14 protein-coding genes are annotated in these 15771 nt (G+C 61.1%); 5 read left to right on the forward strand and 9 right to left on the reverse strand.

The window, feature by feature from the left end:
* Window positions 1-123: 123 nt before the first annotated feature.
* The 3 genes from HP556_RS09465 to HP556_RS09475 all read right to left on the reverse strand — a co-directional run bounded on the left by HP556_RS09465 (window position 124) and on the right by HP556_RS09475 (window position 2062).
* A complete protein-coding gene (locus HP556_RS09465; protein ID WP_175366771.1) occupies window positions 124-903 on the reverse strand; it encodes an enoyl-CoA hydratase/isomerase family protein in 780 nt (259 codons plus the stop codon).
* Between the two features lie 44 nt (window positions 904-947).
* Window positions 948-1598: a glutathione S-transferase family protein gene (locus HP556_RS09470; RefSeq protein WP_175366772.1), complete on the reverse strand. Its 651-nt coding sequence runs from the start codon at window positions 1596-1598 to the stop codon at window positions 948-950.
* A gap of 92 nt (window positions 1599-1690) precedes the next feature.
* A complete protein-coding gene (locus HP556_RS09475) occupies window positions 1691-2062 on the reverse strand; it encodes a hypothetical protein (RefSeq protein WP_175366773.1) in 372 nt (123 codons plus the stop codon).
* A 368-nt stretch (window positions 2063-2430) separates the two neighbouring features.
* Here HP556_RS09475 and HP556_RS09480 point away from each other — a divergent pair, with 368 nt between their 5' ends.
* Window positions 2431-2613 (forward strand): hypothetical protein, encoded by a 183-nt coding sequence (locus tag HP556_RS09480; RefSeq protein WP_175366774.1) that lies wholly within the window; start codon window positions 2431-2433, stop codon window positions 2611-2613.
* A gap of 165 nt (window positions 2614-2778) precedes the next feature.
* Here the strand turns inward: HP556_RS09480 and HP556_RS09485 are convergent, their stop codons facing one another.
* Window positions 2779-4560, reverse strand: coding sequence for an adenylate/guanylate cyclase domain-containing protein (locus HP556_RS09485; RefSeq protein WP_246297553.1), 1782 nt, complete (start codon window positions 4558-4560; stop codon window positions 2779-2781).
* A 253-nt stretch (window positions 4561-4813) separates the two neighbouring features.
* Here HP556_RS09485 and cysK point away from each other — a divergent pair, with 253 nt between their 5' ends.
* Window positions 4814-5869 (forward strand): cysteine synthase A, encoded by a 1056-nt coding sequence (gene cysK / locus HP556_RS09490; RefSeq protein WP_175366775.1) that lies wholly within the window; start codon window positions 4814-4816, stop codon window positions 5867-5869.
* A gap of 71 nt (window positions 5870-5940) precedes the next feature.
* Here cysK and HP556_RS09495 read toward each other — a convergent pair whose 3' ends face one another.
* From HP556_RS09495 to HP556_RS09515, 5 genes are all read right to left on the reverse strand, one after another.
* Window positions 5941-6156, reverse strand: a complete 216-nt coding sequence (locus HP556_RS09495; protein ID WP_175366776.1) for a hypothetical protein — start codon at window positions 6154-6156, stop codon at window positions 5941-5943.
* 538 nt (window positions 6157-6694) lie between these two features.
* A complete protein-coding gene (locus tag HP556_RS09500) occupies window positions 6695-7450 on the reverse strand; it encodes an IclR family transcriptional regulator (RefSeq protein ID WP_175366777.1) in 756 nt (251 codons plus the stop codon).
* An 82-nt stretch (window positions 7451-7532) separates the two neighbouring features.
* The gene (locus HP556_RS09505) at window positions 7533-8621 is read right to left on the reverse strand and encodes an extracellular solute-binding protein (protein WP_089267920.1); all 1089 of its coding nucleotides are present in this window, start codon (window positions 8619-8621) and stop codon (window positions 7533-7535) included.
* 28 nt (window positions 8622-8649) lie between these two features.
* Complete coding sequence (locus HP556_RS09510; RefSeq protein WP_175366778.1) at window positions 8650-10446, reverse strand: ABC transporter permease subunit; 1797 nt, start codon at window positions 10444-10446, stop codon at window positions 8650-8652.
* Window positions 10443-11594 carry an ABC transporter ATP-binding protein gene (locus HP556_RS09515; protein ID WP_175366779.1) on the reverse strand — a complete coding sequence of 384 codons (1152 nt, stop codon included), beginning with the start codon at window positions 11592-11594 and terminating at the stop codon, window positions 10443-10445. The genes HP556_RS09510 and HP556_RS09515 overlap by 4 nt, the downstream gene beginning before the upstream one ends.
* A 251-nt stretch (window positions 11595-11845) precedes the next feature.
* Between HP556_RS09515 and HP556_RS09520 the strand changes: the two genes are divergently transcribed.
* The 3 genes from HP556_RS09520 to HP556_RS30470 are packed head-to-tail and all read left to right on the forward strand — an operon-like array spanning window position 11846 to window position 15765.
* On the forward strand, window positions 11846-12652 hold the full coding sequence (locus tag HP556_RS09520) for a CoA-transferase (protein ID WP_175366780.1): 807 nt from the start codon (window positions 11846-11848) through the stop codon (window positions 12650-12652).
* The gene (locus tag HP556_RS09525) at window positions 12652-13419 is read left to right on the forward strand and encodes a CoA transferase (protein WP_175366781.1); all 768 of its coding nucleotides are present in this window, start codon (window positions 12652-12654) and stop codon (window positions 13417-13419) included. Before HP556_RS09520 ends, HP556_RS09525 begins: the two co-directional genes overlap by 1 nt.
* Before the next feature lie 33 nt (window positions 13420-13452).
* Window positions 13453-15765 carry a molybdopterin-dependent oxidoreductase gene (locus tag HP556_RS30470; protein WP_175366782.1) on the forward strand — a complete coding sequence of 771 codons (2313 nt, stop codon included), beginning with the start codon at window positions 13453-13455 and terminating at the stop codon, window positions 15763-15765.
* Window positions 15766-15771: the final 6 nt, after the last annotated feature.

Here is a 15771-nt window from a genome sequence, read left to right on the forward strand (position 1 = left end):
GCTGATGGCCTGGTCGCTCACGGGCTACGAGGGTACGGCGACACTGTTAATTCCACTTTAAGGCTGACGATGCGCCCGTGCGCCGGCTCGATGGTCTGTCGTGGCGCGCCACCGAGAGCCGCCCTATTTGCCTGGCCACACTGGCTTGCGCTTCTCGCCAAACGCCTTGAGGCCTTCTTTCGCATCCTCGGTCATCGACAGGATCGCGATCTGGCTTTCGGTATAGGCGATGCTCTCGTCGAACGACATCGCGGCGATGGCGCGCATCGCATATTTTCCGCGGCGGATCGCGGTCGGCGACTTGTCGGTGATGCGCGCGATCAGCCAGTCGACCTTGCTGTCGAGCTCGGCCGCCGGCACCACGTGATTCAGCAGGCCAGCGCCAAGCGCGGTCTGCGCGTCGAACGGCTCGCCGGTGATGCACCATTCGTTGACCAGGCGACGCGGCGCAATGGACTGCAGCAGCGCCAGCACCTGCATGGGAAACACGCCGACCTTCACCTCGGGCAAACCGAAGATCACGTTGTCCGCGGCCACCGCCATGTCGGTCATGCAGAGCAAACCCATGCCACCGGCCATGCAGACGCCGTTAACGCGGGCGATGGCGGGTTTGGTGGCGTTTTGCGACAGCCGCATGAGATCGGCGAGATCACCATTGGGCTTGGAGAAATCCATCGAGAAGGCCGCACCCGCATTCGCCAGATCAGCGCCGGCGCAGAACGCCTTCTCGCCCGCGCCGGTCAGAACGATCACCCGTACGCCCGCATCCTCGTGGGCGGTGTGATAGCCGTTGGCGATGCCGGCGATGACATCGCCATTCATGGCATTGCGCTTCTCCGGCCGGTTGATGGTGATCCAGAGTGCGGCGCCCTTCTTCTCCAGGATTACTCTATCATCGGCCATCGGTCTGCTCGCTTGGTTGAAGTTGATGCGGCTGGTATAGCCGCTCAGAAGCGGCGCGCCAAACCCAGCGCGTCGCCGGCGCGGTTCTCGGACTCAACCGCACGCAGGTAGCCCTCGCGCTGCTGCAATCGCGCCCAATAGGCTGTGACGCTCGGCCCGAATTGCGATGCAAGCCCGAGACGATTGGCCAGCAACAGTGCATAGCCGACAGAAATGTCCGCGGCGGTGAAACGGCCGGCGCAGACATAGTCTTTGCCGGTGGTGATGGTCTCGATCATACGCAACCGTCCAAGAAAGAACTTCGAATAGTCCTCGACCACCTGCGGATGACGGCGCTCCTCCGGCTCGAGCTTCGAATAACGCAGCACCAGCGCCTGCGGGAAGGTCAGCGTGGCCTCGCCGAAATGCAGCCAGTTCAGGAACGCGCCGTAGTCCGGCTCGTCAATGCCGACGGCCAGCGGCGTCGGGCCATGTTTGGTGACGAGATATTGCGCGATCGCCGCCGATTCCGTCATCCGGGTCTCGCCATCGAGCATCAGCGGGATGGTGCCGAGCGGATTGATGCCGAGATATTCCTTCGCAAAGACACGCGGCGGGAACGGCAGCATCTTCAGCTCATAGGGCAGCCCGAGCTCTTCAAGCGTCCATAGCGGGCGGAACGAGCGCGCGCGGGCGCAGTGATAGAGCGTGATCATCGGGCGAGACCTCCAAGCAGGCACGGACTATCGCTGTGCTGCCAGCCAATGAGAAGCAGCCGCGACGCTTCGTCAAGTCTTGCCCTTCTTCGTCAAGACTTGCCCTTCGCTACATGGTCCCGGCAAACCGGCTTCGCCCTTCCCGATCCGACGACACCCATCACCACGCGCACGTCACCGAGGCCGATCACGACGGCTTCGCGCCTCGGTTGCAACTGATGCGGCCAGCGGAAAAGCTCCTCCACCGACAATGACCAGGTGTGTTCCAGCGGGTTCGGCACCGCATGCAGTGGATGATAGAAATTGAACGTGTAGGTCAGAAGGCTCAGCGTATGCGCCGGACCCAATCTGAAGATGAAGTAGCAGACGAGCACCGTGAGGTAATAGACCGGGAAGATGCGCAGCGCCCGGCGCATATAGAAGTCCTTGATGCGGCCGGTCTTGGCCCGTTCGCGTAGCAGCAAACGCGTGATTGGGTAAACACCACCACGCCAATCCCCCGGAAGCCGTCGAACGCCGGAAATTTCTCCAGCCGCTTGGCGACGCCTGCATTCTCCGACATTGCGATCTCCCCGTTTGAACCGGGGATAGCAACGGCGCGAATAACGAGGGTGAAGGCGATTTACAGGCCTACCACCTCAGGCGAAATGTTCGGGCTTAACGTGAATGTCCGTTTGCGCGGGAGTATTAGGGTCGACGCCGCCGCGTTTACCACAACCTGGACAAACTTCACTGCGACTCCAACACCGCTTACGATCCGTTAAGGATCTGGGAACAGGCTGGGAACGATCGAAATTGACTCAACTTGTATCGACAAGTGTGAGGGCACTAGATGACCAGGGTTCAGTATCTCAGAGAACAAGCGACCCGCGCCGAACGGTTGGCAAAGACTATTCTGGATGCCGTCACCGTCACGCGACTTGTCGAAGCATCGCACGCATACCGCCAGGAAGCCGATCGCCTTGAGCAACACGAGGCGAGCGATCAGGCGACAACGATGCGGATGCCTCACTAGGGCGTGAACACATAAACTTGGAGCGGGACGGCGGACGTCCGCTTAGGTGCCGATTACGGACTCAGGTCGGACATCGCCTCAGGTCCGAAAGTGCCACAAGCGGAAGTCAACTCATCGAGATGTGCTCGGAAAGGTATCGATGCCGGCCGGCTCTCTCCGGTCGTTCTAGTCAGGCAACCCGAGCTTTCGGAGGTTTTCTGCCATACGGTTCAGAACAGCAGGCGAAAACACCATTGCCTGTTTGAATTTTGAAATCGTCAGATCGGGGTAAGTAAGCATCAACTCCTCGAATGCTTGTTTAGCTTCGCCGACCCGGCCGGCTCCCGACAGGACCGACGCCAAATTGCGATAAATCCAACTAGCGTTTGGCCGTTCTTCGAGGGCGCGCCGATAGAACGCGGCAGCCTTGTCGTATTCTTGCGCTACTTCATGCGCAGAGGCTATTCCTACATAGTTGTTGAAATTCATTGGATCAATCGGGCTCAGGCGCAGAGCGCGCTCGAAATTGTCAATCGCCTTCTGAGGCTGATCGGCATAGTTCTCTAGCCATCCGAGCCTACTCCAGGCCCATGCAGCGTTGGGGTCGAGGCTGACGGCTCGCTCAAGCAGTATACGCGCGGTTCCATGGTTGCGTACAAATGTGTGCACTGCGCCGAGTACCGCCAGAATGATAGGGTCATCGCCACTCATCTCTGCTGCCCGCTCGGCGAGCGATCGCGCCATTGCCTGGCTTCCAACGATGTCGTCCGCCCAGTTATAGACCGAGCGCTGGGCGTGGCACCAACCAGCAAGCGACAAAGCTAGGGGATATTCGGGATCAATCGCGAGCGCCTTTTCGAGAAGTTCAATCGCTTTAGCGCTTTCTTCCTTCTCCAACGCCCAGACATGAGGCATCGCTCTCATAGTATAGTCATAGCTGCTCAGGTCTTGCGGCCGTTTGCGTCGCGACCGCTCAATCTCGGCAATGCGGATGGAAGGCTGTAGAGCGCCTGCCACCTGCTCCGTTATTCGGTCTTCGAGGTCAAAGAACTCGTCGACTGCGCCGTCAAAGCGTGAGCTCCAAACATGTGCCCCTCCCTCGGTTTCGATTAGCTGAACGATAATGCGGAGGCGATTGCCGACTTTCTGCACGCTACCCTCAAGCAAATAAGCAACGCCCAACTCCTTACCGACGTTGCGCGCATTTATCGCGCGGCCCTTATAGGTGAACGCTGAGCTACGGGCGATGACGAAAAAAGAGCGAATGCACGAAAGAGCTGCGGTAATTGCCTCGACGATACCATCAGCAAGGTAATCCTGACCCGCCTCAGCGGACATGTTGTCGAACGGCAGGACGACGATGGACGGTTTGTCAGGTAGCGCTAGATCTCGAACTTGTTTCGCAGACGAATTTGACGGGATCGCAGGGGCGCTCTCGCGGGCAAGCCGTATGAGCCATACGCGCATTGGCTCGGCAATATTCTTTAAAGTCTGCTCGCCGATGTCGTCGAAGGCGACGTCGAGCTTGCCGCGAATTTGCCTGTGTGCATCATCGGAGATGCAGATGCCGCCTGGCTCGGCAATTCCCTCAAGACGGGCTGCGATGTTGACACCATCGCCGAAAATATCGTTGTCGTCGATGATGATGTCCCCAACGTGTATGCCGATGCGAAATTCAATCCTGAGTTCCGGCGGAACGGCGGCGTTTTGTTGAGCCATCTCTTGCTGGATTTCCACCGAACAGCGCGCTGCATCGACAGCACTGGCGAATTCGACCAGCATGCCATCGCCAGTGGTCTTGACGATGCGACCGCAGTGCGTGGCGATCCTGGGATCGACAAGCGTCTTTCGAAACGCCTTTAGCTCCGCAAGCGTGCGCTCCTCGGCATGACCCATCAACCGGCTATAGCCGGCGACATCCGCCGCCAGCACAGCCGCCAGTCGCCGTTCCACGCGCTCGCCGGGCAAAAAACGCTCCCTGGCTCGGTGAAAAACTATCTGCCTCTACCAAAGCATAGGCGGTGGCTGTTCCGCTAGGTACAATGTTCAAAACAGGTCCATTTGCCGCGCTACGATCAATCAGGACGGGCGGTGAAGTCGGGTACGCCCTGAAAGCTAACTCTTGCGCGCCCAATGATTGTCCCCAATAACCGAGGGCAGCTTCGACGCAATGCATGGCAATTGGAGCCGTCGCAAACAACGCAATGTCGGGAAATGCATCATGGGACGGAAATATCAAAGTATCGTCGAAACGATCGGTAATACGCCGGTAGTGCGGATCAATCGTCTGGCGCCGGAAGGCGTGAATCTCTTCGTAAAAATTGAAGCCTTCAACCCGCTTAGTTCAGTGAAGGACCGATTGGCTCTCGGAGTAATCGAGGCGGCCGAAAAATCCGGAGAGCTCAAGCCTGGTCAGACGGTCATAGAGGCGACAAGTGGAAATACGGGCATTGGTCTTGCCATGGTCTGCGCCGCCAAGGGATACCCGCTTGTGATCACCATGGCAGAGCCATTTAGCGTCGAGCGGCGTAAGCTCATGCGGTTCCTTGGAGCGAAGGTCATCGTAACTCCCGCGGCTGAGCGCGCCGTAGGCATGATCAACAAGACCATCGAGCTCGCCAGGGCGCATGGCTGGTACATGACTAGGCAGTTTGAGAATGAAGCCAATCCCGATATTCATTCGCGTACGACAGCGCGTGAGATACTCGACGATTTCTCCGGAGAACGGTTGGATTATTGGATCACGGGCTATGGAACGGGCGGAACGTTAAAGGGCGTCGCGCGGGTGCTCGCAGAGGAGCGTCCCGAAACGAAGATAGTGGTTTGCGAGCCAGAGGATGCGCAGTTGTTGGCCAGTGGCACCCCGCAGTCGCGAAACTCAGATGGAACTCCGGCCGCCCCGCATCCGACATTCAAGCCCCATCCGATGCAAGGCTGGACGCCGGATTTCATCCCAAAACTCACCGACGATGCCGTCGCAATGAAGGTCATCGATCGCATCTTAGCGATCTCCGGTCCGGATGCCATTCGCTGCAGCAAGGACCTTGCTACCAAAGAGGGCATCTTTGTGGGTATTACCTCAGGCGCAACCTTTGCGGGCGCGCTCAAGGTTGCAGCCGAGGCAGAGAAAGGGGCAAATATTCTCTGCATGCTTCCCGATACCGGCGAGCGCTATTTAAGCACACCCCTTTTCGCTGATGTGTCGGCAGACATGAACGAGGAAGAGCTTGAGATCTCACGCTCTACGCCGAACGGACAGCTCAAGCCTGGCTCTTGATTTGCAAAGATCGAATAAAAAAACATCCGACGTTATGAGGCCCGGACCGGAACGCGATGCTCTGCGCGCAATCAGTTCGCCCGACAGACGTCTCGTTGCGCTTTGAAAGCAGCAATGAATAACTCGAGGCCGGCCGAGGTTAATCCGCTTTCGGTGATCAGACCGAGCCGCATGAGGTTGACTGTTTCTATCGGACCATCACCATAGGCTGATCCGCCGCCGAACAGCTTGTTCATAATTCGCTGTTCGCGGCGCGTTAGCTCGTTCCAGAGGATCAAATCATTCATCCCAAATGCCTCGCGAGAATCATTGCGTGACGTTGCGAGATTAGCCGATCGCTCGGAGGCAAAATCGTGGCGATTCAGTTGTCGCCATTGAAAGTAGATTCGACGCCAGCGACTTCGAAGCAGGACATGCAAAACGCGTGCAGCGGACACCTTGTTGATCACTGGTGATGGCCGTGGCCGACGATGCTCAGCCAAGGCCACCACGCAATAGCGGCAGTCGATCAACTTTCGCTTTCACAGCGAACGCGACGGTTTGCGAGAGTACTACCAGTTATTTCGCGGCGTCGCGGGTGACGTCCCTGTGCTCGCCGCGCTCCTGCGACCGCGCGCGCCGGTGCCCAGGAGATCGAAACAGCCCATGTCTGGTGTGGGTCATTCGGGTCGATTTTGACATGTCCGGATATGTCCGCTTACGGGGTAATCTCGCAAGTACGGTCTTCCGTTTTTTGCCGATTGAAGGCATCGGCTTAGACGTGATTCAGGCGTCCAAACCGAAGCATCGATGCGGTATCACGGACTTCGAATGGGCAGCCATTGTTCACATCGCACGAACATGGCCGAGCGCTAGGCCGATGGCGCGCGCCGCTTCCATCACGTGAACGGCGTATTCCTTGATCTGCTTTCGTTTGACCCGGATGTCCGGGCCAGACATGCCGATGGCTCCAACGAGTTCACCGGAGCGTCCAACGATGGCGCAAGCACAGGCGGCGATACCTTCTCGCCATTCGCCATGCAGCACTGACGAGTAACCTTGTACCCGTGCCGCATGGATGTCTTCGCGCAACTCCTCGATGGTCGTTCGCGTCGTATCCGTATAACGCCTGAGATGCGGGCGAAAGTTCTCCAGATATTCGTCTGGCATTTGCGCGAGCATCGCCTTCCCGGTTGCCATGGTGAATGCAGGCGCACGCATGCCGACGCTGGTATGCGCGCGGATATGATGCGCGCTTTCAATCTTGTCCACATAGACAACGTCGGTGCCCTCGAGCACCGACAGATGAACGGTCTCTCCGGTAACTTCGGCCAGCGCCGTCATCGCCGGGCGTGCGATATGGATGAGATCCATGCGCTGAATGACGTGATTGCCGAGCACCCATAGCTTGGTTGTGAGCTCGTAGGTGCTGTGCGGCGGAATCTGGCGAACGAAGCCCTGCGATTGGAGCGTCGTCAGCAGGCGATGCACATTGCTCTTGGTGAACTTCAGCTCATTGGCGAGATCGGTGACCCCGCGCGGCTGCTCGCTCATCGCGAGCGCCTCGACGAGCCTCAGTCCCTTGATAAATGCCTTATCCATCCAAGCAGCCGATGTGGGGAGTTCTCTGTTGCGAACAGACCGGCGGCCCTGGGCCGCCGGCCTCATTGTTGTATGGCGCGATTTACTGGGCAAGCAGTGCGTTCAGCTTTTCCTGCGCATATTCTTCATTGGTCGAATTGCCCGCGGGCGATGGCGCCCCCCAGAAGTCCGGGCTCCATTCGATCGCCTTGGAGATGTTCTCGGGATTGTTCGCCCAATAGCGCGCGACGTTCTTGTCCGTCGCCGCATCGAACACGACCTTCGAAGGAAGCGCGACCGGGAAAGTGGAGGTCAGCTGGGCGGCGCGCTTGGGGTCGAGACGCCAGGACAGCAGCTTGAGCGCGTTATCATAGTTCGGCGCGCCCTTCGGAATCGAGAAGAAGTCGTAATAGACGAAGCCTTGATTGAAGGTGAGATCAATCGGAGCGCCTTCCAGCGCCAGTTTGCTCATCGACCCTGTATAGGCCTGGCACATATCGGCCTCACCATCGAGGATCAGCTGCGGCGGCTGCGCGGCGGTGGTCCACCATTTGACGATATGCGGCTTGATCTCTTTGATCTTCTTGAGCGCACGCTCCATGTCGATCGGATACAGCTTGCTCTTGTCGACACCGTCGGCCATCAGCGCGGCCTCGAAGGTGAAGCGCGGCCAGGCTGGCATGCAGCGGCGCCCCGGAAACTTCTTCACGTCCCAGAAGTCGGCCCAGTTCTGCGGTGCCTTATCGCCCTTGAACTTGTCCTTGTTGTAGACGAGGCCGACGCCGATCACTTGCAGCGCGACACCCTTCTTGCGCTTCAGATTGTCCGGCATCGCCGCCAGGGTCTTCTGCGCGGATTCCGACAGTTTGGAATAGTCGATGTCAGCCAGGCAGCAGTCGCCGAGCAGCTTGGTTTCCTGATCGAAAATGAAGGTCAGGTCCCACTGCGCCTTGCCAGCTTCGGCCTGCGCCTTGATGCGCGGACCGCTGCGCGCTTCCTGCACGGTGACGACCTTGATGCCGGTTTCCTTCTCGAACGGATCGTACATCACCTTGCGCAGCGCATCGCCATAGCCGCCGCCCGGATCCTGCATGATGACGACGTTGCTCTGGGCAACGGCCAGACCCGTCCCCATGGCGATGAACGCCGCCGAAGCCAAGGCCGGCAGCCTGAAGCGTTTCATTCCCAGCATAGTATGTTTCCTCCTGTTTGATCGTTGGTCATCGGGTCGCTTTTTGCGACGTTGCGAGCACTGGCCGGGCGAGGAACAGTCCTCCCACGACCAGCAGCACTTCGAGCGTGGACACGACAGCCAGTACCGGATTGAGCCGGTAATAGATGTCGCCCCACAGCATCAACGGAAGCGTCTTCAGCTGCGCGCTCGACAGGAACAGGGTGAGCACCAATTCGTCGAACGAATGCAGGAACGCAAAGAAGGTCGCGGCCGCAAGGCCCGGCGCGATGGCCGGCAGCGTCACCAGCCGCAGCACCGTGAGCGACGACGCGCCATGGACCGAGGCGGCCTGTTCGAGCCGCGAGTCCACGTTCTGCAGCGCAGCAGACAGGATCACCACCACGATCGGCAAACCGCCGATAGCATGGGCCGCCGCAAGGCCGAACACCGAGCCGACCAGATCGAACTTCAGGAACAGCGTGTAGAGCGACAAGCCGAGCACCACCGGCGGCACGATGATCGGGCTGACCAGCAGCAGCATGATCGCGGATTTGCCGCGCACATTACCCCTGACGATGCCCAGCGCCGCGCATGTACCGAGACCGACCGCAATGAAGGCCGAGACCGCCGCGATCAGCGCGGATGTCCAGAACGCGCGCATCCAGTTGGTGTCGGAGAAGAACTGCTCGTACCAGCGCAGCGAGAAGCCCGGCGGCGGAAAGGTCAGATAGCTGGCGCTGCTGAACGAGATGATCATGACCACGATAATGGGCAGGATCAGAAGCGCGACCACCAAGCCACCCATCAGACGGACCGTCCATGTGCCGCAACTGGCCGGCAGCATGCCGAACAGCCGGAGCAGCGGCCAGCCGATGGCGTCGGCGAATGCGCTGCCGAAACTGCGACGCGCGGTGGCGGACGTTGCCGCTGGCGCGACCTTCCCTGCTGTCGTCTCGGTGAGCTTGCGCCCGCCCCAGATGAATTCCAGGCCAAGGAAACGTCCGGCGATGGCAACCACCAGCAGCGTGATCAACAACAACACGACGCCCAGCGCCTGCAGGAAGCCCTCAGACGTCACCGAGTCCGCCTGCTGCGTGATATGCATGGCGAACATCTGGTCGCCCGGGCCGCCGAGCAGCGTCGGCGTGATGAAGAAGCCGATCGCGGCCACGAAAACCAGCAGGAAGCCGGCGCCAATGCCGGGCAGCGTCAGCGGCAGCAAAACCCGCCAGAACACGGCGATAGGCCCGGCACCGCTGGCCAGCGCCGCGCGCGTCAAGCCGGGATCCAGCCGCGACACACTCGAATAGATGGTTAGCACCATCAGCGGCAGCAGCACCGCCGTCATGCCGAGCAGCACGGTGCCGCGGTGAAACAGCAACTGGACCGGCTCGCTCAGGATACCGATCGACACCAGGAACTTGTTGACCGGGCCGTTGCGGCCGAGCAGCACCATCCAGGCATAGGTGCGGATCAGGATCGCGATGAAGTATGGCAGCACGATCGCGGTGGCGATCAGAGCACGGGTGATGCCGCGGGTGCGATGGATCAGCAGCGCGGTGGGATAGCCGAACAACAGGCACAGGAATGCGACCGTGACCGAGATGTGCATGGTCCGGACCAGCGATTCCCAATAGAGCGGCACCGCAAAGACGCGCTGAAAATAAGTCAGCCAGCTTGGCCCGCTGATGCTGATGCGAATGAGATCGACCAGCGGCAGCAGATAGATGAACGACAGGAAAGCGACCGCGGGCAGCAGTAGCAGCGCGGGGTTCTTGAGCTTCATGGCCAGGTTGGAACTCGCCTGATGCCGCGGCTCCTCGGACAGCGAGATCGTCGTCATGTCAGCACCCAGCAGTCTTCCGGACCCCAGCTCACATGCAGGCGATCGCCGACATCGGGCAGCGGCCGCCTGGCGGTGTCGGTGCAGCGGATCAGCAGCGTGTCGCCGCCGTCCATTTGCGCCTCGATGCGCAAGATCTCGCCAAGGAAGATCGCCGACGTCACGGTCACCGGCGTCGAGCTTGCGGTCGGCTCGTTGGCGATCGCGATGCGCTCGGGCCGCACCAGCACGGTGACGCGGCCGACATCGATGGCGTCGCGGCTCTCGGCATCGAACACATAGCTGGCGCGGTTCTTCAGCGTCACGGTGGTGCCGCGCTTCTGCATGATCTCGGCTTCGATCAGATTGCTCTCGCCGACAAACGACGCCACGAAACGATTGGACGGGTGACGATAGATGTCGAGCGGGCGGCCGATCTGCACGATCCTGCCGGCATCCAGCACGGCGATGCGATCGCTCATGGTGAGCGCCTCGCCCTGATCATGCGTCACGAACAGGATCGTGCTGCCGATCGTCTGATGCAGATCGCGTATCTCGATCTGGATCGATTCGCGCAGCCGACGGTCGAGCGCGCTGAGCGGCTCGTCCATCAGCACGACCTTCGGCCGCATCACGATGGCGCGCGCAATCGCGACGCGCTGCTGCTGTCCGCCGGACATTTCCGACGGCGATTTGTTCGCATGATCCGACAGGCGCATGATTTCCAGCGTCTCGGCAACACGCCGCTCGGTGGTGGCGCGATCAACGCCGGCCATGCGCAGCGGGAACGCGACGTTCTGTGTCACCGTCATGTTGGGAAACAGCGCATAGCTCTGGAACACCATGCCGAATCCGCGCTTATGCGTGGGCACGTTGTGCACCGGCCTGCCGTCGACGAGAATCTCGCCGCCGTCGAGGTTCTGGAAACCGGCCAACAGGTTCAGCAATGTGGTCTTGCCGCTGCCGGACGGGCCGAGCAGTGTGATGAATTCGCCGGGTTCGATATCGAGATTGATACGATTGACGGCATGGAACTGGCCGTACCGTTTTTCGGCATCGCGAACTACGATGCGCGAACCGATGACCTGACGCTCGCTAGCGCCACCCGACTGCGACGCCGGAACACCCGCGCCGGAATGTCCCACGCGCAGCGCCAATGGCTCAGCCATCATCAACCTCCCTGGTCGTTCTATATTATGAGACGTTATTCCAATTATTGTTGGCGCGACGCATCGTCTTGTCAAGTGAATGCGCGATGCGACGACGCGTCGGTCATCATCGACTTACCGACGGGTTTGCATTTTCCCCTATGGGCAAAGCGCTTCGCGACACAAACGGATTGACAGCCGCGGCGCGGCGCGACTAACTTTATTTAGAACTACGTTCTACAATATAGAACAATAAAATCGGGAGGCGAATTGTGGTAAGCGATCTTCGCGCGTTGGCGAAGTATGTGGAGCCGGGAATCCGGCTAGCGCTGCCGGTGGATTATGCCGGCGTCTCGATGGCAATGACGCGCCCGATCATAGAGCGCAACACGCGTAATCTCGATCTCGTCTGCGTGCCGACTGGTGGCCTTCAGGTGGACCAACTCGTCGGTGCCGGTCTGGTTCGGTCGGTCGAGACCAGCGCCGTCTCGCTCGGCGAAGCTGGCGGCGCGCCGCGCTTCAACGCAGCCGTCAAGGACGGCGCGATCGCATTGAAGGACGCCACCTGCCCCGCTATCCATGCCGGCCTGATGGCCGCGCAGAAGGGCAGCCCATTCATGCCGATGCGCGGGCTGATCGGCAGCGACCTGCTGCACCACCGCAGCGACTGGCGCGTCATCAACAATCCGCTGGCGGATGGCGGCGATCCCATCGTGCTCATCCCCGCGATCAAGCCCGACATCACGATCTTCCATGCACCGATGGCCGACCGATTCGGCAATGTGTGGATTGGGCGACGCCGCGAACTCGCCGCGATGGCCTATGCGTCGGCCACCACGCTTGTCACTGTCGAGCGCATCGTGGACGACAGCCTGCTCGCCAATGAGATGAGCGCAGCGGGCGTGCTGCCGGCGCTCTATGTCACCGAAGTCGCCGTCGCGCCGAAGGGCGCTTGGCCCTACGGCCTGTGGGGCGAGTATCCGACCGACACGGCCGAGATCCTGCGCTATGCGCGCGCCGCGCGCAGCGCCGAGGGTTTTGCCGACTACATGACGAACGCACAGATGGAACCCGCATGATGAGCGAGGTTCACCCGCGCGAAATCCTGATCTGCACCGTCGCCAAGCTGCTCGACGGCGTCCGGCATGTCGCTGTCGGTGCGTCCTCACCGATCCCCGCGGCCGGCGCCATGCTGCTGCGAGCGCTAAAGCAGCAGGCCGGCGAGAAAGGCCCGCGCATCTCGATCCTCGGATCGGTGGAGCACAATTTCTTCACCAACGGCTCGGCCGAACTGTTCGATTGCGCCGGCCAGGGCCGCATCGATGCCTTCTTCCTCGGAGGCGGCCAGATCGACGGCCGCGGCAATGTCAATCTGGTGGGCACCGGCGACTATCCGCAGACGCCAGTGCGATGGCCCGGCTCGTTCGGATCGGCCTATCTTTATTACGTGGTGCCGCGCGTGATCTTGTTTCGCGAGGAGCACACGCCACGCACTCTGGTCGAGAAGGTGGATTTCATCAGCGCGCCCGGCGTCAGCGACGATGGCGTTTACCGCAGTGGCGGCCCGATCGCGCTGTTGACGAGCAAGGCGCTGTTCCGCTTCGACAAGACGCGTCCGGGCTTCGACCTGCAGAGTGTCCATCCCGGACACGACCTCGCAGGTATCAAGGACGCCACCGGCTTCCAGTTCACCCATGAAAGCCAGCCGGAACAGACCGCGCTGCCGGATCCGCAGACGCTGGCTTTGCTGCGCGGGCGTGTTTACGACGAGGTCGCCGAAACCTATCCGGACTTCGCCGCGCAGATGCGGCGCGAGATCGAACGGCCGCTGTCCCATGCATCCTGACAGGACCGGCGAGCAACGACACGGAGACGATGCGTGAGTGAGATCAAGCGAATCCCGCATTGCAGTCACTGGGGCGCCTATACGATCCTCGTGCAGGACGAACAGATCGTGGGCATCGAGCCGTTCGCCCATGATCCCGCCCCCTCGCCGATCATCCATTCGGTGCCGGAATGGGCCAATCCTGAACGCCGCGTTCTGCGTCCGATGGTGCGCTCCAGCTGGCTCGACAAGCGCGAGCACAGCGATCGGCGCAAGCGCGGCGCGGAGAAGTTCGTGCCCGTCAGCTGGGATGAGGCGACCACGCTGGTGGCCGACGAAATCCGTCGCGTCTCCAGCACCCACGGCAATGCGTCGATCTTCGCGGGCTCCTATGGCTGGACCAATTCGGGCCGCCTGCATCATGCGTCGTCATTGCTCAAGCGCATGCTCAATCTGGTCGGCGGCTTCACCCGGCATGTGGATACATATTCCATTGCTGCCGGCCCGGTGATCCTGCGCCATACGCTGGGAAGCTCCGATGCTTGCGACGGCCAGGCCAATACGCTCGACACCATAGCCGCACACACCGAGACGCTGGTGGTGTTCGGCGCACTATCGCCACGCACCGCGCAGACCGAAGCCGGTGGCATCGGCGCCCACCGCCTCGAATCCTATCTCAGGAAAATCGCCGAGCGCGGCATCCGCATCGTTCACGTCTCGCCGCTGAAGGACGATATGCCGGATTGGGTCGATGCCGAATGGTGGCCGATCCGCCCGAACACTGATACCGCGCTGATGCTGGGCCTCGCCGGCGAGATCGTGAAGGCAGGCCGGCACGCTCGGGATTTCCTCGATCGCTGCACCAGCGGCGCCGAGCAACTGCTCGGCTATCTCGACGGCTCGTCCGATGGCATTCGCAAGGATGCAGCCTGGGCCGCGGAGATCTGTGGGCTCGATGCCGACGGCATCCGCCAGCTGGCGCGACGCCTCGTCGATACCCGCAGCATGCTTACCGTGAGCTGGAGCCTGCAGCGCGCGCATCATGGCGAGCAGCCGTTCTGGGCAGCGCTCGGCCTCGCCTCCATCATCGGCCAGATCGGGCTGCCGGGCGGCGGTGTCGGCTACGGCTATGCCTCGCTCGGCGGCGTCGGCTCGCCCTCCAATCTCGGCAAGTCACCGGCCATCTCGCAACTGACGCGCCCGATCGACAGTTTCATCCCGGTGGCGCGCATCAGCGACATGTTGCTCAATCCCGGCGCGACCTTCACCTATGAGGGCGAGACGCGAACCTATCCGGACACAAGGCTGGTCTACTGGGCCGGCGGCAATCCCTATCATCACCATCAGGATCTCAACCGGCTGTCCGAAGCCTGGACGCGGCCCGAGACCATTATCGTCCAGGATCCGATGTTCACCGCGACGGCACAGCGCGCCGACATCGTGCTACCGGCGACCACATCGATCGAACGCAACGACCTTGCCGGCAACAGGCGCTCCGACTTCATCATTGCGATGAAACAGGCCATCAAGCCGGTCGGAGACTCGCTGCCCGACTTCGAGATTTTCGACCGCATCGCCGGCAAGCTCGGCGTTGCCGACCGCTTCAACGAAGGCCGCGACGAAATCGGCTGGGTCCGTCATCTTTATGAGGCGAGCCGGCAGGACGCCTCCGAGCGGCTCGGCTTCGACATGCCCGACTTCGAAACATTCTGGCACGACGGCTATACGCGCTGCCCGGTGCGCGCCGACCACACTTTCCTCGCCGATTTCCGCATCGATCCCGAGGCGCATGCGCTCAAGACCGAAAGCGGCAAGATTGTGCTCGGCAGCAAGACCCTCGCCCGGCTCGGTTATGCCGATTGTCCGTCGCATCCGGCCTGGGTTGAGCCGGCGGAATGGCTCGGAAACGGTAGCGATGCGTCCGACTTGCACATGATCTCGCATCAACCGGCCGGCCGGCTGCACAGCCAGATCGAAACCGGCGTCGCCAGCGTGGCCAACAAGCGCAACGGCCGCGAACAGGCACGGCTGCATCCCGACGACGCCGCGGCGCGCGGCATCAGCGACGGACAGACCATCCGCATCTGGAATGCACGCGGCGCCTGTCTCGCCACTGCTGATATCACTGACAGCGTGCGCTCCGGCGTGCTGGTGCTGCCGACCGGCGCCTGGTTCACCCCGCGCGCTGAGACTGGTCTCGAAGTCGCCGGCAATCCGAACGTGCTGACGCTCGACATCGGCACCTCGCAATTCGGCCAGGGCTGCTCGGCGCATACATGCCTGGTCCGCACCGAACCCCATATTGCAGATCAACGCGACGCTTTTGAAGAATACCAGGACAGACTGGTTGCACTCGCGACTGCCTGAGAGGAA

Source organism: Tardiphaga robiniae, from assembly GCF_013359755.1.
GTDB classification, from domain to species: domain Bacteria; phylum Pseudomonadota; class Alphaproteobacteria; order Rhizobiales; family Xanthobacteraceae; genus Tardiphaga; species Tardiphaga robiniae.

Coding starts and splice junctions, on each gene's coding strand:
- HP556_RS09465 (WP_175366771.1), bottom strand. CDS start 903: ATGGCCGATGATAGAGTAATCCTGGAGAAGAAGGGCGCCGCACTCTGG.
- HP556_RS09470 (WP_175366772.1), bottom strand. CDS start 1,598: ATGATCACGCTCTATCACTGCGCCCGCGCGCGCTCGTTCCGCCCGCTA.
- HP556_RS09480 (WP_175366774.1), top strand. CDS start 2,431: ATGACCAGGGTTCAGTATCTCAGAGAACAAGCGACCCGCGCCGAACGG.
- cysK (WP_175366775.1), top strand. CDS start 4,814: ATGGGACGGAAATATCAAAGTATCGTCGAAACGATCGGTAATACGCCG.
- HP556_RS09495 (WP_175366776.1), bottom strand. CDS start 6,156: ATGAATGATTTGATCCTCTGGAACGAGCTAACGCGCCGCGAACAGCGA.
- HP556_RS09500 (WP_175366777.1), bottom strand. CDS start 7,450: ATGGATAAGGCATTTATCAAGGGACTGAGGCTCGTCGAGGCGCTCGCG.
- HP556_RS09505 (WP_089267920.1), bottom strand. CDS start 8,621: ATGCTGGGAATGAAACGCTTCAGGCTGCCGGCCTTGGCTTCGGCGGCG.
- HP556_RS09510 (WP_175366778.1), bottom strand. CDS start 10,446: ATGACGACGATCTCGCTGTCCGAGGAGCCGCGGCATCAGGCGAGTTCC.
- HP556_RS09515 (WP_175366779.1), bottom strand. CDS start 11,594: ATGGCTGAGCCATTGGCGCTGCGCGTGGGACATTCCGGCGCGGGTGTT.
- HP556_RS09525 (WP_175366781.1), top strand. CDS start 12,652: ATGAGCGAGGTTCACCCGCGCGAAATCCTGATCTGCACCGTCGCCAAG.